This window comes from Methylocystis parvus OBBP, assembly GCF_027571405.1.
In the GTDB taxonomy this organism is placed as follows: domain Bacteria; phylum Pseudomonadota; class Alphaproteobacteria; order Rhizobiales; family Beijerinckiaceae; genus Methylocystis; species Methylocystis parva.
In genome coordinates, this window is sequence record NZ_CP092968.1 from 4,035,944 (window position 1) to 4,056,847 (window position 20,904).

Below are 20,904 nucleotides of genomic sequence, written 5' to 3' on the forward strand. Positions count from 1 at the left end.
GGAACGCGGGCCTCCTAGATTGTCGTGTCGACGATGAGACCGAAGGCAAGGAGCGGAAACGCCCATTCCGCCGCGCGTATCATTCTCTCGCCACAGACGATCGCGGTGCGCCGCAAGCCCGAATTGCGCAGCTTCATCTCCGCGAACTCCGAATGATAGTGGACAAGGCGCCATTGTTCGAAGCCCGCGCGCGTCAAAAGCGTCGTCATCGTCTTGTAGGAGAGGATGAGGAGATGGTCGTGATGGGTCGACTCCCGATCGATCAGGCCAATCAGGCAGTTGTGAAGCGCGGTAGCATTCGGCGTCGAGAGGATGAGCCGCGCTCCCTTCAAAGGCGCGCAAGCGCGTAACGATCGCAGAAAAGCAAGCGGATTTTCGAGATGTTCGACGAGTTCGCCCGCCACCACGACTTCCGGGGTGAAATCGAGCTTTCGCAACACGCCGTCGAGATCGAAAATGTCGCCGCGCTCGATTTTAGCGTTAGGCGCGGTCGCCAGTCCTTCAACGGGAAGGCCGGACGTATTGTCGACGCCGACGACGAACTTCGCTCTTTTCGCGATTTCTTCGTGCAGCCAGACGCCTTGTCCGCGTTTGCTTTTGTACGCCGTTTCGTCCATGGCGCCGAGATCGAGCACGGACTTGCCGGCGCAAGCCGCTACGATCGTCGCAATCCGGTCAACCGGCCGTTCGACGGCGAGCCGCTCCAGCGGCGTATAGCGAAGACGATAGGACGGAATCCCGTGTCGCGGACCGGTGAGGCTGGCGTCATGCGCCTTTAAATTCGTGTCGGACATCGGTGAGGAAACCTCCGTTTACGAGCAGCGGATTTCCTGCGTGTCGCGCTTTTTGGCGATCAGCCCAACGCGCGCCAAGCAGGCGGTCATCGTCGCGCCGAACATGACGGCTGTCTCTGCCGATCGCGGCCGGCGCCGCGCAGGGACCAGTTCGTCCCGATGTAGTTCCACAAAAACACGATTCCCGTGGCGATGGGGCTCGCCGCCCATATCGGCGCGCCGAGTCCGTCGCTCAGCGCGGCGATGCTGACGAACCAAAGCGGATAGCTCGGAAGGGCGGTCACGCTGTATCTGGCGAAAGCCTCCGCTGTCGGCGGGACTTCGAATGTCACGAAACAATGCAGCAGGAAGCTGATTGCGAGGATCGGCGCAATGGTCAGGAGGCCCGCGACGAAATAATGCGCGCCGGTCATCACCGCGCCGACGAGCAAAATATTGCTCAGAAGCGCGCACGCCGCGCCAACCGCGACATATCTCAATCCCGTCCGCAATTCCCGATTGATCGGCATTTCACATCCGTCGTTCGTGCGCCATTGTCCGGGCGCCATTTCCTCGATTCGTCACGCGCCGCGCATTGCGGCGCGAGGCGCGTCGGCCATCTCCGCTTCGGCGCCCCCGCCGGAAGAGTTCGAGGCTTTGCTTTGTTTGAGGAACTCCGCTTCGTTGCCGCTTACGATCGCGAGCATGAAGCCGCCGAGCGCGTTCTGGGCGCCGATGACGATCATCGTCGTGCCGATGACCGCCGGCAGAACGCTGCCGATGGGGCCGAAATTGTGCCGCGACCAGTAGCCGACGACCGTCAGCAAAATCATAAGCCCGATTCCGACTGCTACTGCGCCGGCGAGCAGCATCGTCTCCAGCGAAATCCAGCCCGCGAAGCGCTGTTTCCAAGAATAGGCCGGGCGATAGCCCTGCCGCCGCCCATAAAGATGGGTCGAAATGGCGAGCAGCCCCGCTATATGGGAGAGCCCCAATAGCGCGCCGGCGAGAACGACCCAATAATTGCCGAAAGGGGACGCCGTCCATTCGCCGCGAAAGGCGGCGATGGCGGCCACGCTCCAGATCGCCAGGGACAGCGCCGCCGCCGCCGCCGCCGGCGCGGCGAAGGCCCAGGCGGGGCTCAGCATCAGCAGATAGCGCAGATGCCGCCAGCCGTCGCGCCAGGGGCGCAGATGCGGCGGCCGGTCGCGCAGATCGCGCCGCAGCGTCACCGGCGTCTCGACGATCCGCTGCCGCTTGAGCGCCGCCTTGATGATCATTTCGCTGGCGAACTCCATGCCGGTTCCGGCAAGCGCCAGCCGCTCGAAGCAGGATTTCGTCAATGCGCGGAGACCGCAATGGGCGTCGCTCACGCCCGCGCCGAAAAAGAGATTGAGGATGCCGGTCAGGACCGGATTGCCGATATGGCGGTTTTTCCAGGGCATGGCGCCGGGCTCGATATGGCCGCGAAAGCGCGAGCCCATGCACAGATCGGCCCCCCGCATGAGCGCCTCGACCATTTCCGCCGATTCGGTGAAGTCGTAGGAGCCGTCGGCGTCGCCCATCACCAGAAAGGAGCCGTTCGCCGCCCTCATGCCGCCGGTCAGCGCCGCCCCATAGCCGCGCCGCTCAACCTCCACCACCCGCGCGCCGAGCGCTCGGGCGACGAGCTGGCTGCCGTCGGCGCTGCCATTGTCGGCGACGATGATCTCACCGGAGACGTCGAGGTCCGCCCGCAGCCGCAACAGCGCCGCGCGGGCGTTGGCGATGATGGCGGGAAGGGATTTCACCTCATCGAGACAGGGGATGATGATCGAGACATCGATTCGATGCTGGCGGTCCTGCGACCGCGTGAAGACCGTTCATGACCCCCTCGACCGCGCCGGCGCGCTAAATGGTCGTGCGCCGTCTTAAAAATGCCGCCGCTTCCAGTTTAGCGCGGCAATCGTTTATCGAGGCTTAATTACCGCCCCACGGGGGCCTGAAGGCTTCCGGTCCAAAGGCGCGCAGAAGCCCCATCCCTGCGCATGATCCGAGCCATTTGAGCGCGCCGCCAAAAAAGTGGAAGCTGATTTTTTGCAGGGCCGATAATCTGTCGGCCGCACATTATTGAAAGCGCACGCAAGCGCGTCGAATACGTTTTCAGGCCGATGGAAGGCGTAGATATTTCGTCAAACGCGCTGCCTGCAGCTGAGAATTTAGCGAAATAATTCAGCGGGCGCGTGAATGAACTTGTTTTTGCGCTCGCCTTCTTCGAGGCTGAAATCTACCTCAAAAGTTATGGCAATAATCCTCCGCCCAAAATCGCCAAGGCTCGCCCAGATTGGCTGAGTGTTTTCGACGGCGGCAAGACGTCCAATTCAAAATGACGCCCCGGCCGTGGATGTAACGGCCGAGGCGTTTTTTCGTGGAGCAAGTGGGATATTCGGGGCCATTTAGAATAGGCCAAGCCCCAAGCCGAACAACCCGCCGCCGTTTCCATAGCCGCACGTGCAACCGCCGCTATAGCCATAAGTAGCAGGGTAGGCCATGCCGTAGCCGCCACAGGCGGAGCCATAAGCGCTGTATGGGTAGCTTGCCGCCGCTACGCCGCCTAGCAGGCCGGCGCCATAGCCCCAGCGTCCGTAACCCCAGCCAGGACGCCAGGCCGCCCAACGGCGATGACCCCAGCCCCAGCCAGGACGCCAAGCCGCCCAACGGCGATGACCCCAACCTCCCCAACCATAGTGGCGACCCCATCCACCGCCGCCCCATCCCCAACGGCCCCATGCGGAGGCCGGAGTAGAGATGGACACCGTGCTGACCAGCATGGTGGCGGCGAGCGCGGCCGTGATCATCTTGCGTGAGTTGGTCATTGACACGTCTCCAAGGGTTCTTGCCGGACAAAGCCCCAGACCTCCCGCTGCAACGCGAGCCAAGTTTGCTTGTTCCGGCCTGAACTTTGGCGCCGCAGGAAACAGATGCGCAGAACCAGGTTGGCCATTGCAGGCGGCTCGCCGCGAAGATGCGGCTGAAGGCGGCGAGCCACCCCCGCAAGGCGGACGCGAGGGAGGCTAGGTCAGTTTTTCTCGCGCGCCATTACGATAGCCCCGCGAGAAAATTCGGCGACCTGTGGGAATCACCACCTTGCCGGCGCCAAGGGTGGCCTTGGGCGTATAGATTTTCCAACCGGAAATCGACCGCTGGATACAACTTGAGGCGGCCATTGCCGGGCCAGCCGCTGCTGATCTACTCGGAGAAGACGCGCGCCGCGCCTCAGCGATCCGTCCACGAATCTCGGCAATATGGCGTTCTCCGAGAGCAACATGCTCTTAGGCTAGCGCGAGGCGCCGCTTCAATATTGAATGATCCGTGGGTGACCATAGCGCGCCTGAAACCTCGCCTGGGCGACAATGTCGACGGTGCGAGAGGCAGTAAGGCTAGGGGCGTCTCTTGCCTTCGTAAGTCAAAGGCTTATCCTTTTACGGCATTTTGATCCCTTCGGTCACGCGGATGACGGTTCGCCAATGCATCGACTGGTCGAGCGGCAGCTTCATCGCGCGCAAAAGTGCCGGTCCCTACCAGCGCTCAGCGCAAAGGAGCCGCAGAAGTGCAATAAGCGCGGCGAGCTTTTCGAACGAACGGCGGCTCTATTAGCTGGTAGCCTGCGGTGCATCCGGGAGTCGGAAATCATTCTCGCGAGAATGAAAGTCGCAGAAGCGCCCGATAACTTTCAGCGCATCCTTTCAGGCTGCGAGGAAGTCATAAGGTTGGTTGATCGGGAAAAACGCGGGAACGCGCCTCGCGTCGATCTTGGCAGAGAGCAAAGCGCTCAACGTAATGCAGGCGCCGTTTCCTGAACAAGAAACCAAGCCCTAGTTTAACGCTGCGATCGCTGTCAAAGCAGGGGCGGCCGGGATTCGAGCAGCCAAGCGCGAAAAGATCCATTCGGGTTTTTGGTCTTTGCCTTCAGTCTCATCACGCAGGAGGTGTAAATGATGTTCAAGCAACGCGAGCGTTTCGACGAATGTATCCAGCATGTGCCGAGCATCTTCGTTCGAGCGCTGTTCCGCTTGGAGCTGGACGATCCGCTCCCGTTGGCGGGCAATGATTAGTTTTCCCCTAGCGACATGCCGGGTTGCTATGTCGAGTTCGGACAGACGACCGTTCCATGCTTCATTACTGCTCGTAGCCTGAGCTGCCGCCAATCGCAGCAATAGCAGCGCCATTTCATTGGGAAGCGGCTCACGGACGATAGTTTGAAGCGACTGATGAATGGCTTTCCCTAGCGTGCTCCGGATCATCCATTCATCCTGTGCTCGCTCCTCTGCTAGGGCCTCCGCCATCGTAGTCATATTGCTCACTCTCCAGCGAAAGTGTCGATAACGCTCGAACGGCGTTTTTGTTGCGTTCCGACGCTGCCTACTTTGGACAGAGCCGGCCGAGCGCGGATGTAGCGACGGCGCGGCTCGCCACTCCAAGGCTACACGCTGGGGGACGGAGATTTCGCTCCGCATGCTTCCATCAGCTTCGCAATCTCATCGACAGACAAACAAGCATCCGGATGGTCTCTGGCGATGGCCATTGCGGGCAAGCGCTACGAACGCGCGGCTCTATCGAGGCGCTGTCCGATCAGGCCGGCAGCGGTCGCGCCGATAATCGCAAATGGAGCGGCGATATCGAACCCCTTTGCGAGATATCCCAGCACCGCCCCGATGACGGCGCCAACAGCGGCCAGAGCCAGGGCGCCGGTCGGAATTTCGTCGCCAATCATCTCTTGCCCGCCGACTCGCGGGCGCGATCAATGATTCCGAAACCCGTCGCCGGGTCCGTGGCCTTTACCTTAAGTTTCTTCGGCTTCTTCGCCTCGCGATTGCCGCGTTGCTGCTTGTTCGCCATGATCCTTGGGCCTTCAAAAATGCAAAGCCCGGCCTTCTGAAGACCGGGCTGGGCGCACTCCCCTGGGAGGGAAAGGCGCTGATCGCGCCCTGGCCTTGTCATCTAACGCCGCGCTGTCTCCCTTCAAGCCTCTGGCGGGATCGCCTTCTTCAATCTTACGCCCGGCCCGCCGCGGTTCTCAGGGATGAATTCGACGCCGGCGGATTCCAAGGCGCGACGCATAACTTCGATTGTCGCCCGTTGAGGGGCGGACGCTTCGACCGCGCCGTCATTATGCGGGACGCCCACAAACGCTACAGGGACGGAAAGCGCTTTGGGCTCGGGTGGAGCTGGTCGCAATGTCTGCGGATGGCATGGGCGGCGGCGAAGATAAGGAGGCAAATGTTCCATCTACGGAACGTGGCATAGTAGCGTCGCCATCTATGCGGCGCATCAACCGTTGTGAATCGGCAATGGCCTTTTTGGTTCCGGCGATCATGTTGTCGCTTGAAATTTGCGATTTCTCTGCACGCTCTTGGAAGTTAGTGAGCGCCTGTGAGCAAGAAGTGATTACGTCAACGATGTCTTGCATCGCGTGCTCCGGTTCGCGGTAAGCGGGAGCACGCAGCGTCTCTCTGCCGCCGATGTGCCTACTGTCCGGTTTCTCGGCGATGTTACATATATGGGCCTCTCCCGCCGAAAGGCGAACTAGAGCGCTTCACCCGGAGACGAAGGCGGATTCGTTTAAGGGCAACCAGCACGCCGGGAAAGTTGCGAGCGGGAATTCTGCGTTCACCACAACCACCGCCGAGACGATAGGCAAAAGCCGACGCAGTCTCGGTATTGCGCGCGGTCGACGTCTCGTACGCCTGCGGCCGGACGCTCTCCGGCCGGACTCGCCGCCGATCGGGCGAGCGGGATGTGAGACAAAGTAGGGGGCGCCGCCCAAATGCCTGCCATTACAAAGCAATTCCTATAAATTGCGTGTTTGTTCGGCTTTCGTGCATGCCGCGCAATAAGCTCCTGTCGGAGCGTCAGAATTATCTGGTTCCGGAAACATTCTCTTCGGCTCGCTTCGTGGGGCAATCTGGAAGGCGCCGCACATGGAAAGGGTTTATCGTCACGGCGCGGGCGGCGCATGTTGCAGGGAACTCTCCGCGGGATTGGTCGCGGTATCGCGCGCTCGGGATGGGAAGTGAGGGGAGGGCAGTGGGCGTAAATGCCGCCTAAGTCCGCTAACGTCCGTAGGCGTTTATTCGACGGATATTAGACGTTTTGGAATCTATGGATCGTAACTTATTGATTTTACTGGCGCGCCCAAGGGGATTCGAACCCCTGTTTTCGCCGTGAAAGGGCGACGTCCTAGGCCTCTAGACGATGGGCGCGGGGCTTGCGCCTGCGGATCGCGGCGCGAGCGAGGGCTGTATAGAGGGGCGCGGGGCGCAAGACAAGTCTCCGCGCGCTCTTTCCTGCACTGTTCCGGCGCTGTCGTCGCCGGGCGGATTCGATCCGCGGTCAGACGCCCCAGATCATCGCGTCATAGGCGTAACGCGCGATGCGCGTGGCGTAAATGCCGATCAGCGCGAAACCGAAGGCTTTCACCGTGATCCAAAGATAGGCTTCCATGTCGGGATGCATGACCTTGCGCCTTTCATTCGAGTCGATGCGCCTCGGGTTTTCTCCTTCCCTTGTTCCCGCCGCTTGATTTCGAATAAGCAAGTAGCATGCCTTGACCTGTGCGCCCTTTTGCGGGCGCCGTTCGAATCTGCCTAGCGACGCCGGCGCGAGCCTGTTACTGGGCTTGCGGCCATGCTCACCATCAACGACCTCACCTACCGCCTCGGCGAAAGGCTCATTTTCGATCATGCGGGCGTTTTTTTGCCGGGGCGTTCGCGCGCCGGCTTTGTCGGCCGCAACGGGGCTGGAAAGACGACGCTGTTTCGCCTCATCGCAGGCGAAATTGCCGCAGAATCGGGCAATATCGCGCTGCCGGCGCGCACGCGGCTGGGGCGGGTGGAGCAGGAAGCGCCCGGCGGACCGACCAAGCTCATCGATTTCGTGCTGGCGGCGGACGTCGAGCGCGCGGAGCTTCTGGAGCGCGCCGAGACGGAGCATAACGCTCACGACATCGCTGAGATCCAGACTCGCCTCGCCGACATCGACGCTCACGCCGCCCCCGCCCGCGCGGCGGCCATTCTCCACGGCCTCGGTTTCGACGCCGAGGGGCAGCAGCGGCCGCTCTCCGAATTTTCCGGCGGCTGGCGCATGCGCGTCGCGCTGGCGGCGGTGTTGTTTTCCGCCCCCGATCTGCTGCTGCTCGACGAGCCGACCAACTATCTCGACCTCGAAGGCACGCTGTGGCTTGTGGATTACCTTGCGCGCTACCCGGCGAGCGTGATCGTCATCAGCCATGATCGCGACCTGCTTGACGACGTCGCGACGCATATCCTTCATCTCGAACGCGGCAGGCTGACGCTCTACAAGGGCGATTACACGTCTTTCGAAAAGCAGCGGCGCGAGGCGGCGCTGATCGCCGCCAAGGGCGCCAGGAAGGCGGAGGAAAAGCGCAAGCATCTGCAGGCCTTCGTGGACCGCTTCCGCGCCAAGGCCACGAAAGCGCGGCAGGCGCAGTCCCGCCTCAAAATGCTGGAGAAAATGGAGCCGGTCGCGGCCATCGTCGACGACAGCGTGCTGCCGATCCATCTGCCGTCGCCCGAAAAACCGCTCTCGCCGCCGATCATCGCGCTCGACAAGGCGAGCGTGGGCTATGGCGAGCGCGTGGTGCTGTCGCGCCTGACGCTGTCGATCTCGAATGACGACCGCATCGGGCTCTTGGGCGCCAATGGCAACGGCAAATCGACCTTCGCCAAGCTGCTCGGCGGGCGGCTCGAGCCCTTGGCCGGCGAGATGGTGCGCGCCGCGAAGCTGGAGGCGGGGTTCTTCGCGCAGCATCAGGTCGACGATCTCAACGAGAACGACACGCCTTACCTCGTCTTCTCGCGGCTGATGCCGGACGCGCCCGAGGCGCGGGTGCGCTCGCGCGCGGCGCAGACCGGCTTTTCCGGCGCCCGCGCGGATACGAAAGTCGCGCATCTCTCCGGCGGCGAGAAAGCGCGGCTCCTGATGGGCGTCACGGCGTTCAATTCGCCGCATCTTCTCATTCTCGACGAGCCGACGAACCATCTCGACATCGACAGCCGCGCTGCGCTGATCGAGGCGATCATGGATTATGAGGGGGCCGTCGTGCTGGTCTCGCATGACCGCTATCTGCTGGAGGCCTGCGCCGACCGGCTGTGGCTCGTCGATCAGGGCACGGTCAAGCCGTTCGACGGCGATATGGACGACTACGCCAGGCTCGTGCTGTCGAAGAGTAAGACCGAGGCGTCCAGGCGCGAATCCGAGCCCGCGCAGGTCGCGGAAGCCGCGCCGAAGCGGCGCGACGCTGGATTTTATCGCCGCAAACTCGCGGAGGCCGAGGCGAAGGTCGAGAAATTCTCGCAGCTTCTGGCGCGGGTGGACGAAGCGCTCGCGGCCCCTGACGCTTTTTCGCGCAATCCGCAGGAGGCGGCCAAGCTCGCGTCTCAGCGCGAGGAGCTCGCCAAGGCGCTGGCCTTAGCCGAAGAGCAATGGCTGGAACTGGCGGCGGAGGCGGAGGGGTAACCGACCGGCGGCGCTCGCCGGTCGGACCCTCGGACACGCTCAGCAGGCTCCGGAGGGCGTGTCGCAGTTGGAGCTGTAATGATTGTAGCAGTCGTAATAGGCGGTGGAATTAGCCGCCGCCGGTCCAATTGCGGACAACGCCAAAAGCGTGGTCAGCGCGACGGTCAGAATCAGCTTCATGGCTATCTCCCAAGTTGCAGTCTTTGATGCCGCAACTTGGTAATGTAGCTCTCGCAACGCCTGAAAAAATTGCCAGGAGCAAAAGATTATTACGGTAGTGTGACAGTTTGTGACGTTCGGCGGAATTAAATTTCCAAATCCGCGAATTCTCTGTGCCGCTTCAGATAAGCGACGACGAATGAGCAGGTCGCCCGTACCCTCAATCCCTGCGCCCGCGCCTGCAAAAGCGCCCCGTGGATCAGCTTCGACGCCGCGCCGCGCCCCTGTAGCGCCGCAGGCGACTCCGTGTGGGTGAAGGTCATCACCCCGTCTTCCAGCACATATTCGGCGAGCGCCAGCGACCCGTCGATTTCCAGTTCGAAACGGCTCTTCGCCGGATTTTGCCGCACTTCCTGTTCCATTCGAACCTCCTGTTCCGCCCCCGACATGGCGCCCCGGCGACCGAAAGGGAAGGGCGGCGCCGTCCCCGAAGGAGGGCGGCTTACGTCCGCGTCGCGGCGCGGAGAGCGCCGTCGCCCAACTCGCTTGCCTTTTCCCGCGCCCCGCGCTTCAACCGCCCGCAAGCCGCCGTTATGCTCTGCCTCCTCGAATCGCGAATGGAAACTTGAGATGCGCCTGTCCCGTTACTTCCTGCCGATCCTGCGCGAGACGCCCAAGGAGGCCGAGATCGTCTCGCACCGGCTGATGCTGCGGGCGGGCATGATCCGGCAGGAATCGGCCGGCATTTACGCCTGGCTGCCGCTGGGGCTGAAGGTTCTCAACAACATCACCCGCATCATTCGGGAGGAGCAGAACCGCGCCGGCGCCGTCGAATGCCTGATGCCGGTGATCCAGTCGGCGGATCTCTGGCGCGAATCCGGGCGCTACGACGCCTATGGCAAGGAGATGCTGCGCATTCAGGACCGGCACGAGCGGGAAATGCTCTTCGGGCCCACCAATGAGGAGATGATCACGGAGATTTTCCGCGCCTATGTGCGCTCCTACAAGGATCTCCCACTCAATCTCTATCACATTCAGTGGAAGTTCCGCGACGAGGTTCGGCCGCGCTTCGGCGTCATGCGCTCGCGAGAGTTTCTCATGAAGGACGCCTATTCCTTCGATCTCACGGCCGAGGGCAGCCGGCACTCCTATAACAAGATGTTCGTGGCTTACCTGCGCACCTTCGCGCGCATGGGTTTGACGGCGATCCCCATGGCCGCCGACACCGGCCCGATCGGCGGCAATCTCAGCCACGAGTTCATCATCCTCGCCGATACCGGCGAGAGCGAGGTCTATTGCCACAAGGACTTCCTGTCCTTCGCCCCGCCGCCCGCCAATGTCGATTTCGACGACGTCGCCGGGCTTCAGAGACTCTTCGACAAATGGACGAGCCGCTACGCCGCGACGAGCGAGATGCACGACGCGGCGGCCTTCGCGGCGGTGCCGGACGACGCCAAGGTCGCCGCGCGCGGCATCGAGGTCGGCCATATTTTCTACTTCGGCACAAAATATTCCGAGCCCATGAAGGCCGTGGTGAACGGCCCGGACGGCAAGGAGGTCGTCGTGCAGATGGGTTCCTACGGCATCGGCCCGTCGCGCCTCGTCGCCGCGATCATTGAGGCCTTCCATGACGACGCCGGCATCGTCTGGCCGGAGACGGTCGCGCCCTTCCATGTCGGCGTGGCGGATCTGAAGGTCGGCGACGCGGCGACAGGCAAGGTCTGCGGCGAGCTCGTCCAGCAGCTCGAAAACGCCGGGCTCGACGCGCTGCATGACGATCGGGACGAGCGGCCGGGGGCGAAATTCGCGACGCTCGATCTGATCGGCCTGCCCTGGCAGATTCTCGTCGGCCCGAAGGGACTGGCTGACGGCAAGGTGGAAGTGAAGCGCCGCAAGACCGGCGAGCGCGAAATGCTCGCGCCGGCGGACGCCGTGGCGCGCATCGTCGAGGCCGTGAAGCAGGCGGGCGCATGAGCGAGACCGCAGCCGCGACGGCGCCGGCGAAGGGCGCAAAAGCCTTTTCGCGCTTCGAATGGATGGTGGCGCTGCGTTATGTGCGCGCACGCCGCGCCGACGGCTTCGTCTCTGTCATTGCGGGCTTTTCCTTCCTCGGCATCATGCTCGGCGTCGCGACGCTGATCGTCGTCACCTCGGTGATGAACGGCTTCCATCGCGAGCTGATGGACAAGATCATGGGCATTAACGGCCACGCCTTTCTGCAGGCCGTCGAGACGCCCTTCACGGATTGGGACGACGTCTCCGCCAGGACGGAAAAAGTGCAGGGCGTGAAGCTCGCCATTCCCATGGTCGAGGGCGCCGCCGGCATCTCCACCCAGTTCGGCCAGTCCGGCGTGCTGGTGCGCGGCGTGCGGGAGAAGGACCTCGTCCGCCTGCCGGGCATCGCCGGCAATGTGAAGATCGGGGCCCTTGCGGGCTTCGACAAAGCGGAGGGGGTCGCCGTGGGCCAGCGCCTCGCCGAAACGCTCGGCGTCACGACCGGCGACAAGGTGAGCCTCCTCATCGCCAAGGGCGCGCAGACGCCCTTCGGCGTCGCGCCGCGCATCAAGGCCTATACGGTCACGGCGATCTTTTCGATCGGCATGTCGGAATTCGACAATGTCTTTGTCTACATGCCGCTTGCCGAGGCGCAGGCTTTCTTCAACAAGGACAATGAGGCGACGGTCATCGAGGTCTTCGTCGACGAGCCCGAGCAGATGGACCTGTTCCGCGCGCGCTTTGAAAAGGCGGTGACGCGGCCCGTGATCGTCACCGACTGGCGCCAGCGGAACAAGACCTTCTTCGACACGCTGCAGGTCGAAAAGAACATCCTCTTCATCATCCTCACGCTCATCGTCATCGTTGCGGCTTTCAACATCATCTCGGGCCTGACGATGCTGGTGAAGGACAAGACGCAGGACATCGCCATCCTGCGCACGATCGGCGCCTCGCGAGGCGCCGTGCTGCGCGTCTTCCTCATCATCGGCGCGTCGATCGGCGTCGTGGGAACGATTGCGGGCTTCCTGCTCGGCCTCCTGATCGCGGAAAATCTCGAGACGATCCGCACTGTCCTGAACAAGGCTTTCGACGCCAATCTGTTTCCGGCGGAATTTTATTTTCTGTCACGGCTTCCGGCGGTCGTCGATACGCGCGAAGTGACGGTCATCGTCGTCATGACGCTCGTCATCGCCGTTCTCGCCTCGATCTTCCCCGCCTGGAAGGCGGCTTCGCTCGATCCGATCGAAGCGCTGCGGCACGAGTGAGAGACGCATGAGCGACGCCGTTCTTGAATTGCGCAACATCGCGCGCCATTACCGCGAGGGGGCGGCGCGTCTCGACATTCTCGTCGACATCAATCTCTCGATCTATCCCGGGGAGACGGTCGCGCTCGTCGCGCCGTCGGGGGCAGGCAAATCGACGCTGCTCCATATCGCCGGTCTGCTGGAGCGCGCCGACGCCGGCGAGACTCTGATCAATTCCGCGCCGACCTCGAAGATGAGCGACGCGGAGCGCACCAATCTGCGCCGCGCGACCATCGGCTTCATCTATCAGTTTCACCATCTGCTGCCGGAATTCTCCGCGCTGGAGAACATCGCGCTGCCGCAGATGATCAACGGTCTCGACCGTCAGGAGGCCGAGGGGAGGGCGCAGCAACTGCTCGATTATCTGCGCCTCGGCGCGCGCGCCTCGCACCGTCCGTCGGAGCTTTCGGGCGGCGAACAGCAGAGGGTGGCGATCGCCCGCGCCGTCGCTAACGCCCCACATCTGCTCCTCGCCGACGAGCCGACCGGCAATCTGGACCCGCGCACGGCGGAGCATGTCTTTGCGACGCTGATGACTCTCGCCCGGCAATCCGGGCTGGCGGCGGTCATCGCCACCCACAATCTTGACCTCGCCGAGCAGATGGATCGACGGGTGACTCTGCGAGACGGCCGCATAGAAGAGCTCGCCTAACGACGCCGCTAAATGAAAGAAGCCGGGCGAGCCCGGCTTCGAAAGGCGAGGGCGCCGGCGATGCGGCGCCGTGCGAATGCCGGATCAGGCGGACTTTTTCTTTTTGTCGACGAACTGGTTCTTATACCAGAGGCCGAAGCCGACCGCGGCCAGCACGCCGAAGAAGATGGCGATGGTCATGTCCTTCGTGGCGGTGAGACCGACCGAGAAGGGGAAGCGGGCGATATATTCCTTGCTGCCGTCGTCGCTCTTCGCCTTCACAAGGCCGATATACTTGCCTTCATTCGCGAAATTGTGATCGAAGGTCAGCGTGCCGGTCTTATACTTCTTCGGCGGCGAGAAATATTCGGTGTTCGCCTCGAGATTCTCATTGTCGTCCTTCTGGCCGACGTCGCGGAGAACGCGCATTTCGAGGTTCATTTCGCGCAATTCGTCCTGCTGCGCGTCGAGGGTGATGATGGTCGGGCCGGCGTCCGGAATGTCGTCGCAGAACTGCTCGCGCGACTTGAGAGGCTGATAGCCGGTAAAGCTCATGGTGTCCGGCCCGATCTTCATCAGGCACTGGCCCTGGTTGGAGCCGACGTCGCCATGCGCATGCGCCTGAGCGACCCAACCGACCGTCGCCAGAGTCATGGCGACGAGAAAGCGCATTTTCATCCTGTTTCTCCCTCTAAATATTCGTCTGCCGCTTCTTTGCCGAGCGGTTGTCTCGTGTGCCGCCGCGATCGCCAGGCTCCAATAAAGCGCCTCGGCTCGTCCACTCCCGGAAGGGCGGAGGACGCCAACATTACTTCTCAATTATCTTATATCAATTCAAGAGCGCCTGTCCCGCGACCTTCGGCCACACGCCATGCGCATCTCGCCAAGACGCGGCCCCGGCGCGCGCCCTCCTCCCAAGCGTTCGAATGCGGCAAGTCGCGCGCATTAACCCTAAGAACGCGAAATCGCGTCGCGCGTCCATTTGCCTTTACTCAATTCGTCCCTGTTGCGTTAAGCTTTGTTTAACCATCGGCGATACGCCGGTTCAGCCCAGAGGCGAAGATGGGACTTGTATCGAGTAAAGATTGGTCCGCGTTCACCCCTAGCCCGGCGGGCGTCAGGCTCAACTGGCTGAGAGACAGGGACGCTCTGGTCATCTCCAAGACGCGCGCGGGATTCGACCGCGCGAGCGTCGACGTCATTTCCGGCGTCCTGCGGGAGATCGAAGGGGGCGCGCACCCCTCGCTCAAATTTCTCGTCTTCGACTTCGCGGAAGGCGGCGCCGAGGCGACGAGGGCTCCGGAAGGTTTCTCCGACATGGTCTCGGCGAATGCGGAGTTGATCGTCGATACGCCGGTCATCACGATCGCCTGGGCGCGCTCGCTGATGAACGGTCTCGACTTCGACTTCGCCATGAACTGCTCGGCGCTCGTCGCCGAGACCGGCGCGCGCTTTTCCTTCGCCGGCGAGCCCTTCGACCTGTTCGGCCTCTACGCCGCCCTGGGCCGGCGCATCGGTTTCGCCAAGGCCGAGCGGCTTGTCGAAAGCGAGCGCCTGCTGTCGGCGGTGGAGGCGAGAGACCTCATGCTGGTCAAGGACGTCGTGCCGGAGCAGGCGGCGTTTGAAGGTATTTTGGCCTATCTGACCCAGTTCGAGCGCCGGTACAACGCCTCGCACGCCATTTTCCGGGCGCAGCGCATGGCCGAGCCGCCGATCGACCGCCGCCCCGTCGACATGGTCGATCGAGGCTAAAGGCGGAAGTTGAGAGCGTTCGCGGCGCTCCCTGGCGCGACGTCCCGCGCGCCAGGGAGACGATCTCAGGCCGCGACGTCCTCCAGCCGGGGAGCGTCCGCCCAATTCTCGAGGAGCGGCAGAAGTTCCTCGATGGGGCGCGGCTTGCTGTAGAGAAAGCCCTGAATCAGGAAAATGCTTTTGCTCGCCATGAAGGCGAGCTGGGCGTGCGTCTCGACGCCCTCGGCGACGAGGTCGAGATCGAGATCGCGGGCGAGGGCGGAAATCGCGCTGATGATCGCCTGCGTTTTCGGCGAGTCGATCGCCTGACGGGAGAAGGCCTGATCGATCTTCACTTTCCTGACCGGGAACCGGTTGAGATAGCTCAGGCTGCTATAGCCGGTTCCGAAATCGTCCAGCGCGAGGCGCGCTCCGAGAGCCGCGATCGACTTCAGCTTGGCTTCGACGTCGATCGTATTGGAGATGAGCGCCGACTCGGTGATTTCCAGCTCCAGCCTGTCCGGCGCGAGGCCGGACTCGGCCAGCGCCTCCGAGATCGTATCGAGGAGGTCGGCCTCCTGAAATTGCAGGGGAGCCAAATTGACCGCAACACGGATATGGGACGGCCAGGCGGTGGCGTCGCGGCAGGCCTGGCGGAGAACCCAGGCGCCGATTTCGACGATGAGACCGGTCTCCTCGGCGATCGGTATGAATACGCCGGGGGATATCATGCCGCGTTCCGGATGGCGCCAGCGCAGCAGCGCCTCCATGGCCACGACCAGACCGCGGCGCGAATCCACGATCGGCTGATAAAAGACGCTCAGCTCGTCGCGTCCCAAGGCCTCCCGCAGCTCGTCCTCGATCTGACGCTTTTTGAGCAGCTCATCCTGCATTTGCGGCGTGTACCAAACCGCCGTGCCGCGCGCGCTCGTCTTCGCCTTGTAGAGCCCGAGGTCGCTGCATTTCAGCAGGCCGATCGGCGTATTCGCGTCCTTGGGCGCGATGGCGACGCCGATGCTCGCGCCGATCGTGATCCTGTGTCCCTCGATCAGAAACGGGCGCCGCATCTCGTTGAGGACGCGGCTCGCCATATCGTCGATCTTCTCCGACGAGGGCGAAGCGCGCATGAGGACGCAGAATTCGTCGCCGCCGAGGCGCGCGACGAGATCGGGCGTCGGCGCGCATGCGCTGAGACGCGCGCCCACATGGGCGAGGAGCTGGTCGCCGATCACGTGACCGAGCGTGTCGTTGACTTCCTTGAAACGGTCGAGATCGATATTGAGCAGGGCCAGAGAGCGGTCGCCCTGCCTCAGTTGCGACAGGTCCTCGCCCAGCGTGTCCTGGAACTGGTAGCGATTGGGCAGACCCGTCAGCTCGTCGAAATGCGCGATGCGCTCGATTTCGCGCAGCGCCCGCTGCTTGGTCGTCACGTCCTCGATGACCGTGATGAAGGCGCCGCCGTCCGCGCGCTCGCAATGGAAGTCGAAATAGCGGTCGCCGACTTTGTGCATGAAGACGTTGGCATGGGCCATCGCCGCATGGCGCATCCACCTTTCGGTGAAAAGCGCTGTTTCGGCGGGCGACATGTCGACGCTGCGGCCGATCGCATGAGCCAGCGATTCGAGCTTTATCGGCGTTGTCGCCGCGACGATGCCGAAAAATTCGACGATACGGCGATTGAGGACCGTAATGTTCAGGTCGGCGTCGCCCATGCAGAGCCCGTGCGTCATGGAGTTCAGCGCGATGCTGAACTTCTGGCGCTGACGCATGGCGTCGAGCCCGTTGCGCAGAGCGGATTCGAGATGGCCCTGCAGGAATTTGGTCGTCTTGAAGACGGATATCGCGCCGAAAAAGAGGAAGGCCGAAATCCCCCAGTACCAGGGCGAGAAATTGAAGAAGAGCGTGAAGGCGAGGGGCATGCAGGTGCCCATCACCTGCCAGAAGACGATATTGGGCCGAGCCGCGTTGCGGGCGGCGAGATTGCCGGTGACGCCGGTCATGATGATCACGCCGTAATAGCCGATCATCTCGTTGTGGTGATAATTGAACAGGATCGCCGCCGAGAAGCCGAGCAGCGCCATGAAGACGATCGCGCCGCTCGCATAGAGCATCTCCCACTTGGCCGCCTCGATGCGCCGCTTCTTGATCGGGGCGCGCTGATGCGCCAGCAGCACTTCGACGCGATAGGCGCCGACGGTCGTCATCAGCGCGACGAGCCCCAGATAAGAAGCGTTGCCGGTGGAGAGCCAGGCGATCGTCGGAACGAGAACGCCCGACAATATGCCGGTGATCAGCGTGTGCGTCGTATCGAACAGAGTCTCGACGAGATCCGCGTAGATTTCCGCATCCGCGGAGGCGTTTGGATTGGTCGAGGCTTTCATTTGATACGCCTGTCCTCCCTCACGTCAGAACGAGTTAGATTCAAAGGAGCGCTCGGCCTTCGCCGCCCTGTCCGTCGCGCCGATCAGCCGCTTCTGCGCCCGCACGAGACGCTCCATATGCCTCAAATCCCGCTCTTCGATGCGCGCCGAACATTCGGCCCAGAGCTCGGTGATGCGAATGAGTTCGTCATGCGTGATCGGATGGCTGCGGCGGCGCGCCTCCGCTATGGCGCGACGGCGACGCCACTTCTTGTCGCCGGTCTCGCGCATCCATTCGATCGCGGCCGCGCGCGCGCCGCCCGGGGCCGTGATCTGATCTATGACTTCGAGCTCGAACATTTCCCGCCCCGAATAGGTCTGCCCGCTCATGATAATCTGCTGAGTTAGCGCGGAGCCGACCCGGCGGGTGAGCATCGTGACGGCGCCCATTCCGGGAAAGGTGTTGAACGCGACTTCCGGGAGCCCGAACATGGCGTTTTCTTCGGCGATGATGAAATCGAAGGCAAGCGCCGCCTCGAGCGCGCCGCCCAGACATTGGCCATGCACGGAGCAGAGCGTGACGATCGGAAGGTCCAGGCTCTGCGAATAGCTGTAGACGAGGTCGACGCAAGCATGCGCGTAAGTGATCAGAGTTGCGAGGTCCTGCCGGCGGATCGCGGCCGCGAAGGTCGCGAGGTCGCCGCCGAGCGAAAACACGCCGGGCCGCTTGGCGGCCATGACAAGATAGCGAAAAGGGAATTCGCTCGTGCGCCCTGACGCGCAAAGGGCACGCAGCGAATCGCGTAATTGCAGCAACTCGACGAGCATTTCGAGAGAATAGCACTGAGGCGCGTCTTCCCGGTAGTTCATCCAGATGGACGCCGTTTCGGGATGATGCTCGATGTCGAGCGTCTGGAAGCGCCAGTGAGGAAACTCCTTGGGATCCTTGGGGCCGCGGAAGACAATTTCCGTCATGGAAGTCTCTCGATAAAAAATTTGGTGCAAATGCGTTGTCCCGCCGCGCTTGCGTCGAGTGGACGCCCGCCAGAGAAAACTGGTCTCGCAGCGATGATCGGGGTCATGCGTCCGTCCGGCGCGCGACCAGCGGCGAACGCGAGCGCGCCCGGCTGATCCGCATTACAATCCAAAGTTGTATTTTGGTCTGCAATCGATTATCGGCCGCAAATCTGAAAAAAAAGGAAAAATCCCCGATGTATTTCAATAGGATGTAGAAGTTGCTTAATTTTCAGTGAGATGTGTCTTTAGAATGTCTCGAAGTAAGTCGCGAGGCCCGCAGCCTCGTGTTCCAGTATGTCGTCGTGAATCGCCCATCTGCCTGGGCTGTCGGCGACGAAGGCGACGTGCTTGGTTTTCCCGGCCGGCACGATCACGCCGTTTCTCCAATAGGGCTCCCAGCCGTCGTCGAGATCGTGCAGCAGGCGCATCGCATGGCCGTGCACATGCATGGCGAGGGGAACCGCCGATTTGTTGACATAGCCGAGCGTCACCGGCGTCCCCTGTTTCACTTTGAAAAGCGGCGGCCCGTCATAACCCTTTGTCTGGACGCCGTTGATCGTCCACCCAGCGCCGTCGCCCGAGCCCGGCGCGATGACGAGATCGATCTTCTTCGCATTGTTGAGTTTGATTTCCGGCGGAAGCGCCGGGTTTTGAGGCAGGGCGTAGATGAGGCCCCGCTTTTCCGCCTTCGCGCCCTTCGCGGTCGCGACGAGCAGGTCGCTTTCCACGCCATTGGCGCCGCGCATGAACAGGCGGGCTTTGGCGCCTTCCGCCGCGGGCATGTCGAAGATGAGTTCGAATCGCGCCCCCGGGGCCACGGGAATGCTCTTGCGCACCGGCTCGAAAGCCTCGCAGGGCTGGCTGTCGATCGCGACGACGAAAGGCTGCACGCCGTCGAATGTCAGGATCATGATCCGGGCGTTGGCGAGATTGGCGAGCCGCAGCCTGACGCGGGAATTCGCCTCGAATTCGCGAACCGCCGGGGCGGTCTTGCCGTTGACGGCGAGGAGCGGGCCGATTCGCCCGGCGCCGCGCGCCTCTTCCCGATCGCCGAAAGCGCCCTCGACCTTGCCTTGGGCGTCGAGCCGCCAGTCGTCGAGAACGAGAAGCAGATCGTGATCGACCGGCAGCGGCTCGGCCTCGTCGACGACCAGCAGGCCCTTCAGACCGCGGCTCATCAGCTCCGGCGTATGCCCGTAGACGCTCGGCCGGTAGCAGAAGAGCCCCGGCTCGGTCAGTTTGCGGCGGTAATCGAACGCGCCCCCCGGCGCGACAGGCGCTTGAGTCAGCGGCGCGACGCCGTCCATGGCGCTCTCGCCCCGCAGGCCGTGCCAATGGATCGAGGCGGGCAGGTCGGTCTTGTTCGCCAGCCGGACGAACAGTTCCTGCCCTTGTTTATAGCGCAGGACGGGGCCGGGAGTTGCGCCGTCAAAACCGAGAATGTCCGTTTCCTTCGCCGCGATCGACGCCTTTCCGGGCCGGGCCTCGATCAGGCGCGGCCCCATGGGCGACGTCGCGCCGGCGGGCGAGAGGGGCGGGAGCGAAACGAGGCTGGCGGCGACGCCGCTCAGGAAGGCGCGGCGATTGAGCGGGTGCATGGGGCGGCGCTCCTGTGGCTTCTCCGGTAAGGCGACCCTATGACCCAGGGCGGCGCTGCGAGCAACTTATCGGGGCGGGGCGAAGCCTATCCGTCCCCCTGCATCTCGCAGGTGAGGGTCGGCTTGCCCGGCATGTCGAGCGTGGCTTCCTTGCCCTTGTTCCAGAACTGGAGTTCGCCCGTCCCGAATGTCCCGGCGTAGCGCGCGCCGGAAGCCGCGACCGCCTGAGTCAGAACGGCGGCCTTGTCGCGCCAGGCGAGAAACCCCAGCGCCGGGTCGCTCTTGATGAAAGTGACGGCGAGCGGCCCATCGAATCCCGCGCAGGCGGCTGCAAAGGGTCCGAGGCTGATTCCTTCCGAATCCTTCGTCCGCACGTCGGCGTATCCCTGCCGAAGGTGGAAAACGCGCTCGACCAGGGTCCTTTGCAGGCAAAGCTTCGCATCCCGGCAGGCCGCGATCGTCTTGCGAAAACTCGCCTGGCTCAGCGCCAGCATCCGTTTCTGGGCGGACGTCACATGGGACCCGGTCGCGGCGAGGTCTGCGAGGCGCGCCACTTCCTTGTCGAGGGCGGCGAGGGTCGGGTCTTCGCAGATGAATTTCACCGGCGCTTTGGACGCGCGCGCGCAATCGGCGGGGTCCGCAAGGACGGAGCCGGCCGCAAGGAAAATCGAGAGGAGCGCCAGGGCCGCTCGCATCATGAAAGACGTCTCCGGGTCTGAAGCGGGCGCGGACTGTAACACAACCGTATTTTTTTCGAGCATCCTGCGTCGGCCATGCTATAGAGCGGCGCCCGCGCTCGCGGGCGCATGAGCGCTTTTC

20 protein-coding genes and 1 tRNA gene are annotated in these 20,904 nt (G+C 62.9%); 6 read left to right on the forward strand and 15 right to left on the reverse strand.

Annotated features, from left to right (window positions below; all coding sequences use genetic code 11):
* Positions 1-14 precede the first annotated feature (14 nt).
* From MMG94_RS19515 to MMG94_RS19525, 3 genes are all read right to left on the reverse strand, one after another.
* Positions 15-794 (reverse strand): class I SAM-dependent methyltransferase, encoded by a 780-nt coding sequence (locus MMG94_RS19515; RefSeq protein WP_016918373.1) that lies wholly within the window; start codon positions 792-794, stop codon positions 15-17.
* 86 nt (positions 795-880) lie between these two features.
* Positions 881-1,303 (reverse strand): GtrA family protein, encoded by a 423-nt coding sequence (locus MMG94_RS19520; RefSeq protein ID WP_157212422.1) that lies wholly within the window; start codon positions 1,301-1,303, stop codon positions 881-883.
* Between the two features lie 51 nt (positions 1,304-1,354).
* Positions 1,355-2,563 (reverse strand): glycosyltransferase family 2 protein, encoded by a 1,209-nt coding sequence (locus MMG94_RS19525; RefSeq protein WP_016918375.1) that lies wholly within the window; start codon positions 2,561-2,563, stop codon positions 1,355-1,357.
* Between the two features lie 432 nt (positions 2,564-2,995).
* Here MMG94_RS19525 and MMG94_RS19530 point away from each other — a divergent pair, with 432 nt between their 5' ends.
* Positions 2,996-3,142: a hypothetical protein gene (locus MMG94_RS19530; RefSeq protein WP_016918376.1), complete on the forward strand. Its 147-nt coding sequence runs from the start codon at positions 2,996-2,998 to the stop codon at positions 3,140-3,142.
* Positions 3,143-3,208: 66 nt separating this feature from the next.
* On the opposite strand, the gene MMG94_RS19535 is transcribed toward MMG94_RS19530, so the two are convergent.
* The 5 genes from MMG94_RS19535 to MMG94_RS19555 form a co-directional block, all read right to left on the reverse strand.
* On the reverse strand, positions 3,209-3,628 hold the full coding sequence (locus tag MMG94_RS19535; protein ID WP_154419579.1) for a hypothetical protein: 420 nt from the start codon (positions 3,626-3,628) through the stop codon (positions 3,209-3,211).
* 999 nt (positions 3,629-4,627) lie between these two features.
* Positions 4,628-5,107, reverse strand: coding sequence for a hypothetical protein (locus MMG94_RS19540; RefSeq protein WP_016918378.1), 480 nt, complete (start codon positions 5,105-5,107; stop codon positions 4,628-4,630).
* 242 nt (positions 5,108-5,349) lie between these two features.
* Positions 5,350-5,526: a hypothetical protein gene (locus tag MMG94_RS19545; RefSeq protein WP_016918379.1), complete on the reverse strand. Its 177-nt coding sequence runs from the start codon at positions 5,524-5,526 to the stop codon at positions 5,350-5,352.
* Positions 5,527-6,939: 1,413 nt separating this feature from the next.
* Positions 6,940-7,015 (reverse strand) — tRNA-Glu (locus MMG94_RS19550).
* A gap of 130 nt (positions 7,016-7,145) precedes the next feature.
* Positions 7,146-7,268 carry a hypothetical protein gene (locus tag MMG94_RS19555; RefSeq protein ID WP_270110227.1) on the reverse strand — a complete coding sequence of 41 codons (123 nt, stop codon included), beginning with the start codon at positions 7,266-7,268 and terminating at the stop codon, positions 7,146-7,148.
* Between the two features lie 171 nt (positions 7,269-7,439).
* On the opposite strand from MMG94_RS19555, the gene MMG94_RS19560 reads away from it, so the two are divergent.
* Entirely contained in the window at positions 7,440-9,290 is a 1,851-nt protein-coding gene (locus MMG94_RS19560; RefSeq protein WP_016918383.1) for an ABC-F family ATP-binding cassette domain-containing protein, read from the forward strand.
* 39 nt (positions 9,291-9,329) lie between these two features.
* Here the strand turns inward: MMG94_RS19560 and MMG94_RS19565 are convergent, their stop codons facing one another.
* Together MMG94_RS19565 and MMG94_RS19570 are read right to left on the reverse strand one after the other, a co-directional pair.
* Positions 9,330-9,470, reverse strand: coding sequence for a hypothetical protein (locus tag MMG94_RS19565; RefSeq protein ID WP_016918384.1), 141 nt, complete (start codon positions 9,468-9,470; stop codon positions 9,330-9,332).
* Positions 9,471-9,595: 125 nt separating this feature from the next.
* Positions 9,596-9,871, reverse strand: coding sequence for a GNAT family N-acetyltransferase (locus MMG94_RS19570; protein WP_016918385.1), 276 nt, complete (start codon positions 9,869-9,871; stop codon positions 9,596-9,598).
* Positions 9,872-10,079: 208 nt separating this feature from the next.
* On the opposite strand from MMG94_RS19570, the gene proS reads away from it, so the two are divergent.
* Genes proS through MMG94_RS19585 form a run of 3 tightly spaced genes read left to right on the forward strand, consistent with a single transcriptional unit; the run spans position 10,080 to position 13,400 of the window.
* A complete protein-coding gene (gene proS, locus MMG94_RS19575) occupies positions 10,080-11,423 on the forward strand; it encodes a proline--tRNA ligase (protein ID WP_016918386.1) in 1,344 nt (447 codons plus the stop codon).
* Positions 11,420-12,709 (forward strand): lipoprotein-releasing ABC transporter permease subunit, encoded by a 1,290-nt coding sequence (locus tag MMG94_RS19580; protein WP_016918387.1) that lies wholly within the window; start codon positions 11,420-11,422, stop codon positions 12,707-12,709. Before proS ends, MMG94_RS19580 begins: the two co-directional genes overlap by 4 nt.
* A gap of 7 nt (positions 12,710-12,716) precedes the next feature.
* The gene (locus tag MMG94_RS19585) at positions 12,717-13,400 is read left to right on the forward strand and encodes an ABC transporter ATP-binding protein (protein ID WP_016918388.1); all 684 of its coding nucleotides are present in this window, start codon (positions 12,717-12,719) and stop codon (positions 13,398-13,400) included.
* Between the two features lie 84 nt (positions 13,401-13,484).
* On the opposite strand, the gene MMG94_RS19590 is transcribed toward MMG94_RS19585, so the two are convergent.
* A complete protein-coding gene (locus tag MMG94_RS19590; protein ID WP_016918389.1) occupies positions 13,485-14,057 on the reverse strand; it encodes a hypothetical protein in 573 nt (190 codons plus the stop codon).
* 384 nt (positions 14,058-14,441) lie between these two features.
* Between MMG94_RS19590 and MMG94_RS19595 the strand changes: the two genes are divergently transcribed.
* Positions 14,442-15,131: an enoyl-CoA hydratase-related protein gene (locus tag MMG94_RS19595; RefSeq protein ID WP_016918390.1), complete on the forward strand. Its 690-nt coding sequence runs from the start codon at positions 14,442-14,444 to the stop codon at positions 15,129-15,131.
* Positions 15,132-15,196: 65 nt separating this feature from the next.
* Here the strand turns inward: MMG94_RS19595 and MMG94_RS19600 are convergent, their stop codons facing one another.
* The 4 genes from MMG94_RS19600 to MMG94_RS19615 all read right to left on the reverse strand — a co-directional run bounded on the left by MMG94_RS19600 (position 15,197) and on the right by MMG94_RS19615 (position 20,783).
* The gene (locus MMG94_RS19600) at positions 15,197-17,491 is read right to left on the reverse strand and encodes a putative bifunctional diguanylate cyclase/phosphodiesterase (RefSeq protein WP_016918391.1); all 2,295 of its coding nucleotides are present in this window, start codon (positions 17,489-17,491) and stop codon (positions 15,197-15,199) included.
* A gap of 24 nt (positions 17,492-17,515) precedes the next feature.
* On the reverse strand, positions 17,516-18,445 hold the full coding sequence (locus tag MMG94_RS19605; RefSeq protein WP_016918392.1) for a crotonase/enoyl-CoA hydratase family protein: 930 nt from the start codon (positions 18,443-18,445) through the stop codon (positions 17,516-17,518).
* Between the two features lie 287 nt (positions 18,446-18,732).
* Positions 18,733-20,085 carry a multicopper oxidase family protein gene (locus MMG94_RS19610; protein WP_016918393.1) on the reverse strand — a complete coding sequence of 451 codons (1,353 nt, stop codon included), beginning with the start codon at positions 20,083-20,085 and terminating at the stop codon, positions 18,733-18,735.
* Positions 20,086-20,171: 86 nt separating this feature from the next.
* The gene (locus tag MMG94_RS19615; RefSeq protein ID WP_157212423.1) at positions 20,172-20,783 is read right to left on the reverse strand and encodes an MliC family protein; all 612 of its coding nucleotides are present in this window, start codon (positions 20,781-20,783) and stop codon (positions 20,172-20,174) included.
* Between the last annotated feature and the right edge of the window lie 121 nt (positions 20,784-20,904).

Coding starts and splice junctions, on each gene's coding strand:
- MMG94_RS19515 (WP_016918373.1), bottom strand. CDS start 794: ATGTCCGACACGAATTTAAAGGCGCATGACGCCAGCCTCACCGGTCCG.
- MMG94_RS19520 (WP_157212422.1), bottom strand. CDS start 1,303: ATGCCGATCAATCGGGAATTGCGGACGGGATTGAGATATGTCGCGGTT.
- MMG94_RS19535 (WP_154419579.1), bottom strand. CDS start 3,628: ATGACCAACTCACGCAAGATGATCACGGCCGCGCTCGCCGCCACCATG.
- MMG94_RS19540 (WP_016918378.1), bottom strand. CDS start 5,107: ATGACTACGATGGCGGAGGCCCTAGCAGAGGAGCGAGCACAGGATGAA.
- MMG94_RS19545 (WP_016918379.1), bottom strand. CDS start 5,526: ATGATTGGCGACGAAATTCCGACCGGCGCCCTGGCTCTGGCCGCTGTT.
- MMG94_RS19555 (WP_270110227.1), bottom strand. CDS start 7,268: ATGCATCCCGACATGGAAGCCTATCTTTGGATCACGGTGAAAGCCTTC.
- MMG94_RS19560 (WP_016918383.1), top strand. CDS start 7,440: ATGCTCACCATCAACGACCTCACCTACCGCCTCGGCGAAAGGCTCATT.
- MMG94_RS19565 (WP_016918384.1), bottom strand. CDS start 9,470: ATGAAGCTGATTCTGACCGTCGCGCTGACCACGCTTTTGGCGTTGTCC.
- MMG94_RS19570 (WP_016918385.1), bottom strand. CDS start 9,871: ATGGAACAGGAAGTGCGGCAAAATCCGGCGAAGAGCCGTTTCGAACTG.
- proS (WP_016918386.1), top strand. CDS start 10,080: ATGCGCCTGTCCCGTTACTTCCTGCCGATCCTGCGCGAGACGCCCAAG.
- MMG94_RS19580 (WP_016918387.1), top strand. CDS start 11,420: ATGAGCGAGACCGCAGCCGCGACGGCGCCGGCGAAGGGCGCAAAAGCC.
- MMG94_RS19585 (WP_016918388.1), top strand. CDS start 12,717: ATGAGCGACGCCGTTCTTGAATTGCGCAACATCGCGCGCCATTACCGC.
- MMG94_RS19590 (WP_016918389.1), bottom strand. CDS start 14,057: ATGAAAATGCGCTTTCTCGTCGCCATGACTCTGGCGACGGTCGGTTGG.
- MMG94_RS19595 (WP_016918390.1), top strand. CDS start 14,442: ATGGGACTTGTATCGAGTAAAGATTGGTCCGCGTTCACCCCTAGCCCG.
- MMG94_RS19600 (WP_016918391.1), bottom strand. CDS start 17,491: ATGAAAGCCTCGACCAATCCAAACGCCTCCGCGGATGCGGAAATCTAC.
- MMG94_RS19605 (WP_016918392.1), bottom strand. CDS start 18,445: ATGACGGAAATTGTCTTCCGCGGCCCCAAGGATCCCAAGGAGTTTCCT.
- MMG94_RS19610 (WP_016918393.1), bottom strand. CDS start 20,085: ATGCACCCGCTCAATCGCCGCGCCTTCCTGAGCGGCGTCGCCGCCAGC.
- MMG94_RS19615 (WP_157212423.1), bottom strand. CDS start 20,783: ATGATGCGAGCGGCCCTGGCGCTCCTCTCGATTTTCCTTGCGGCCGGC.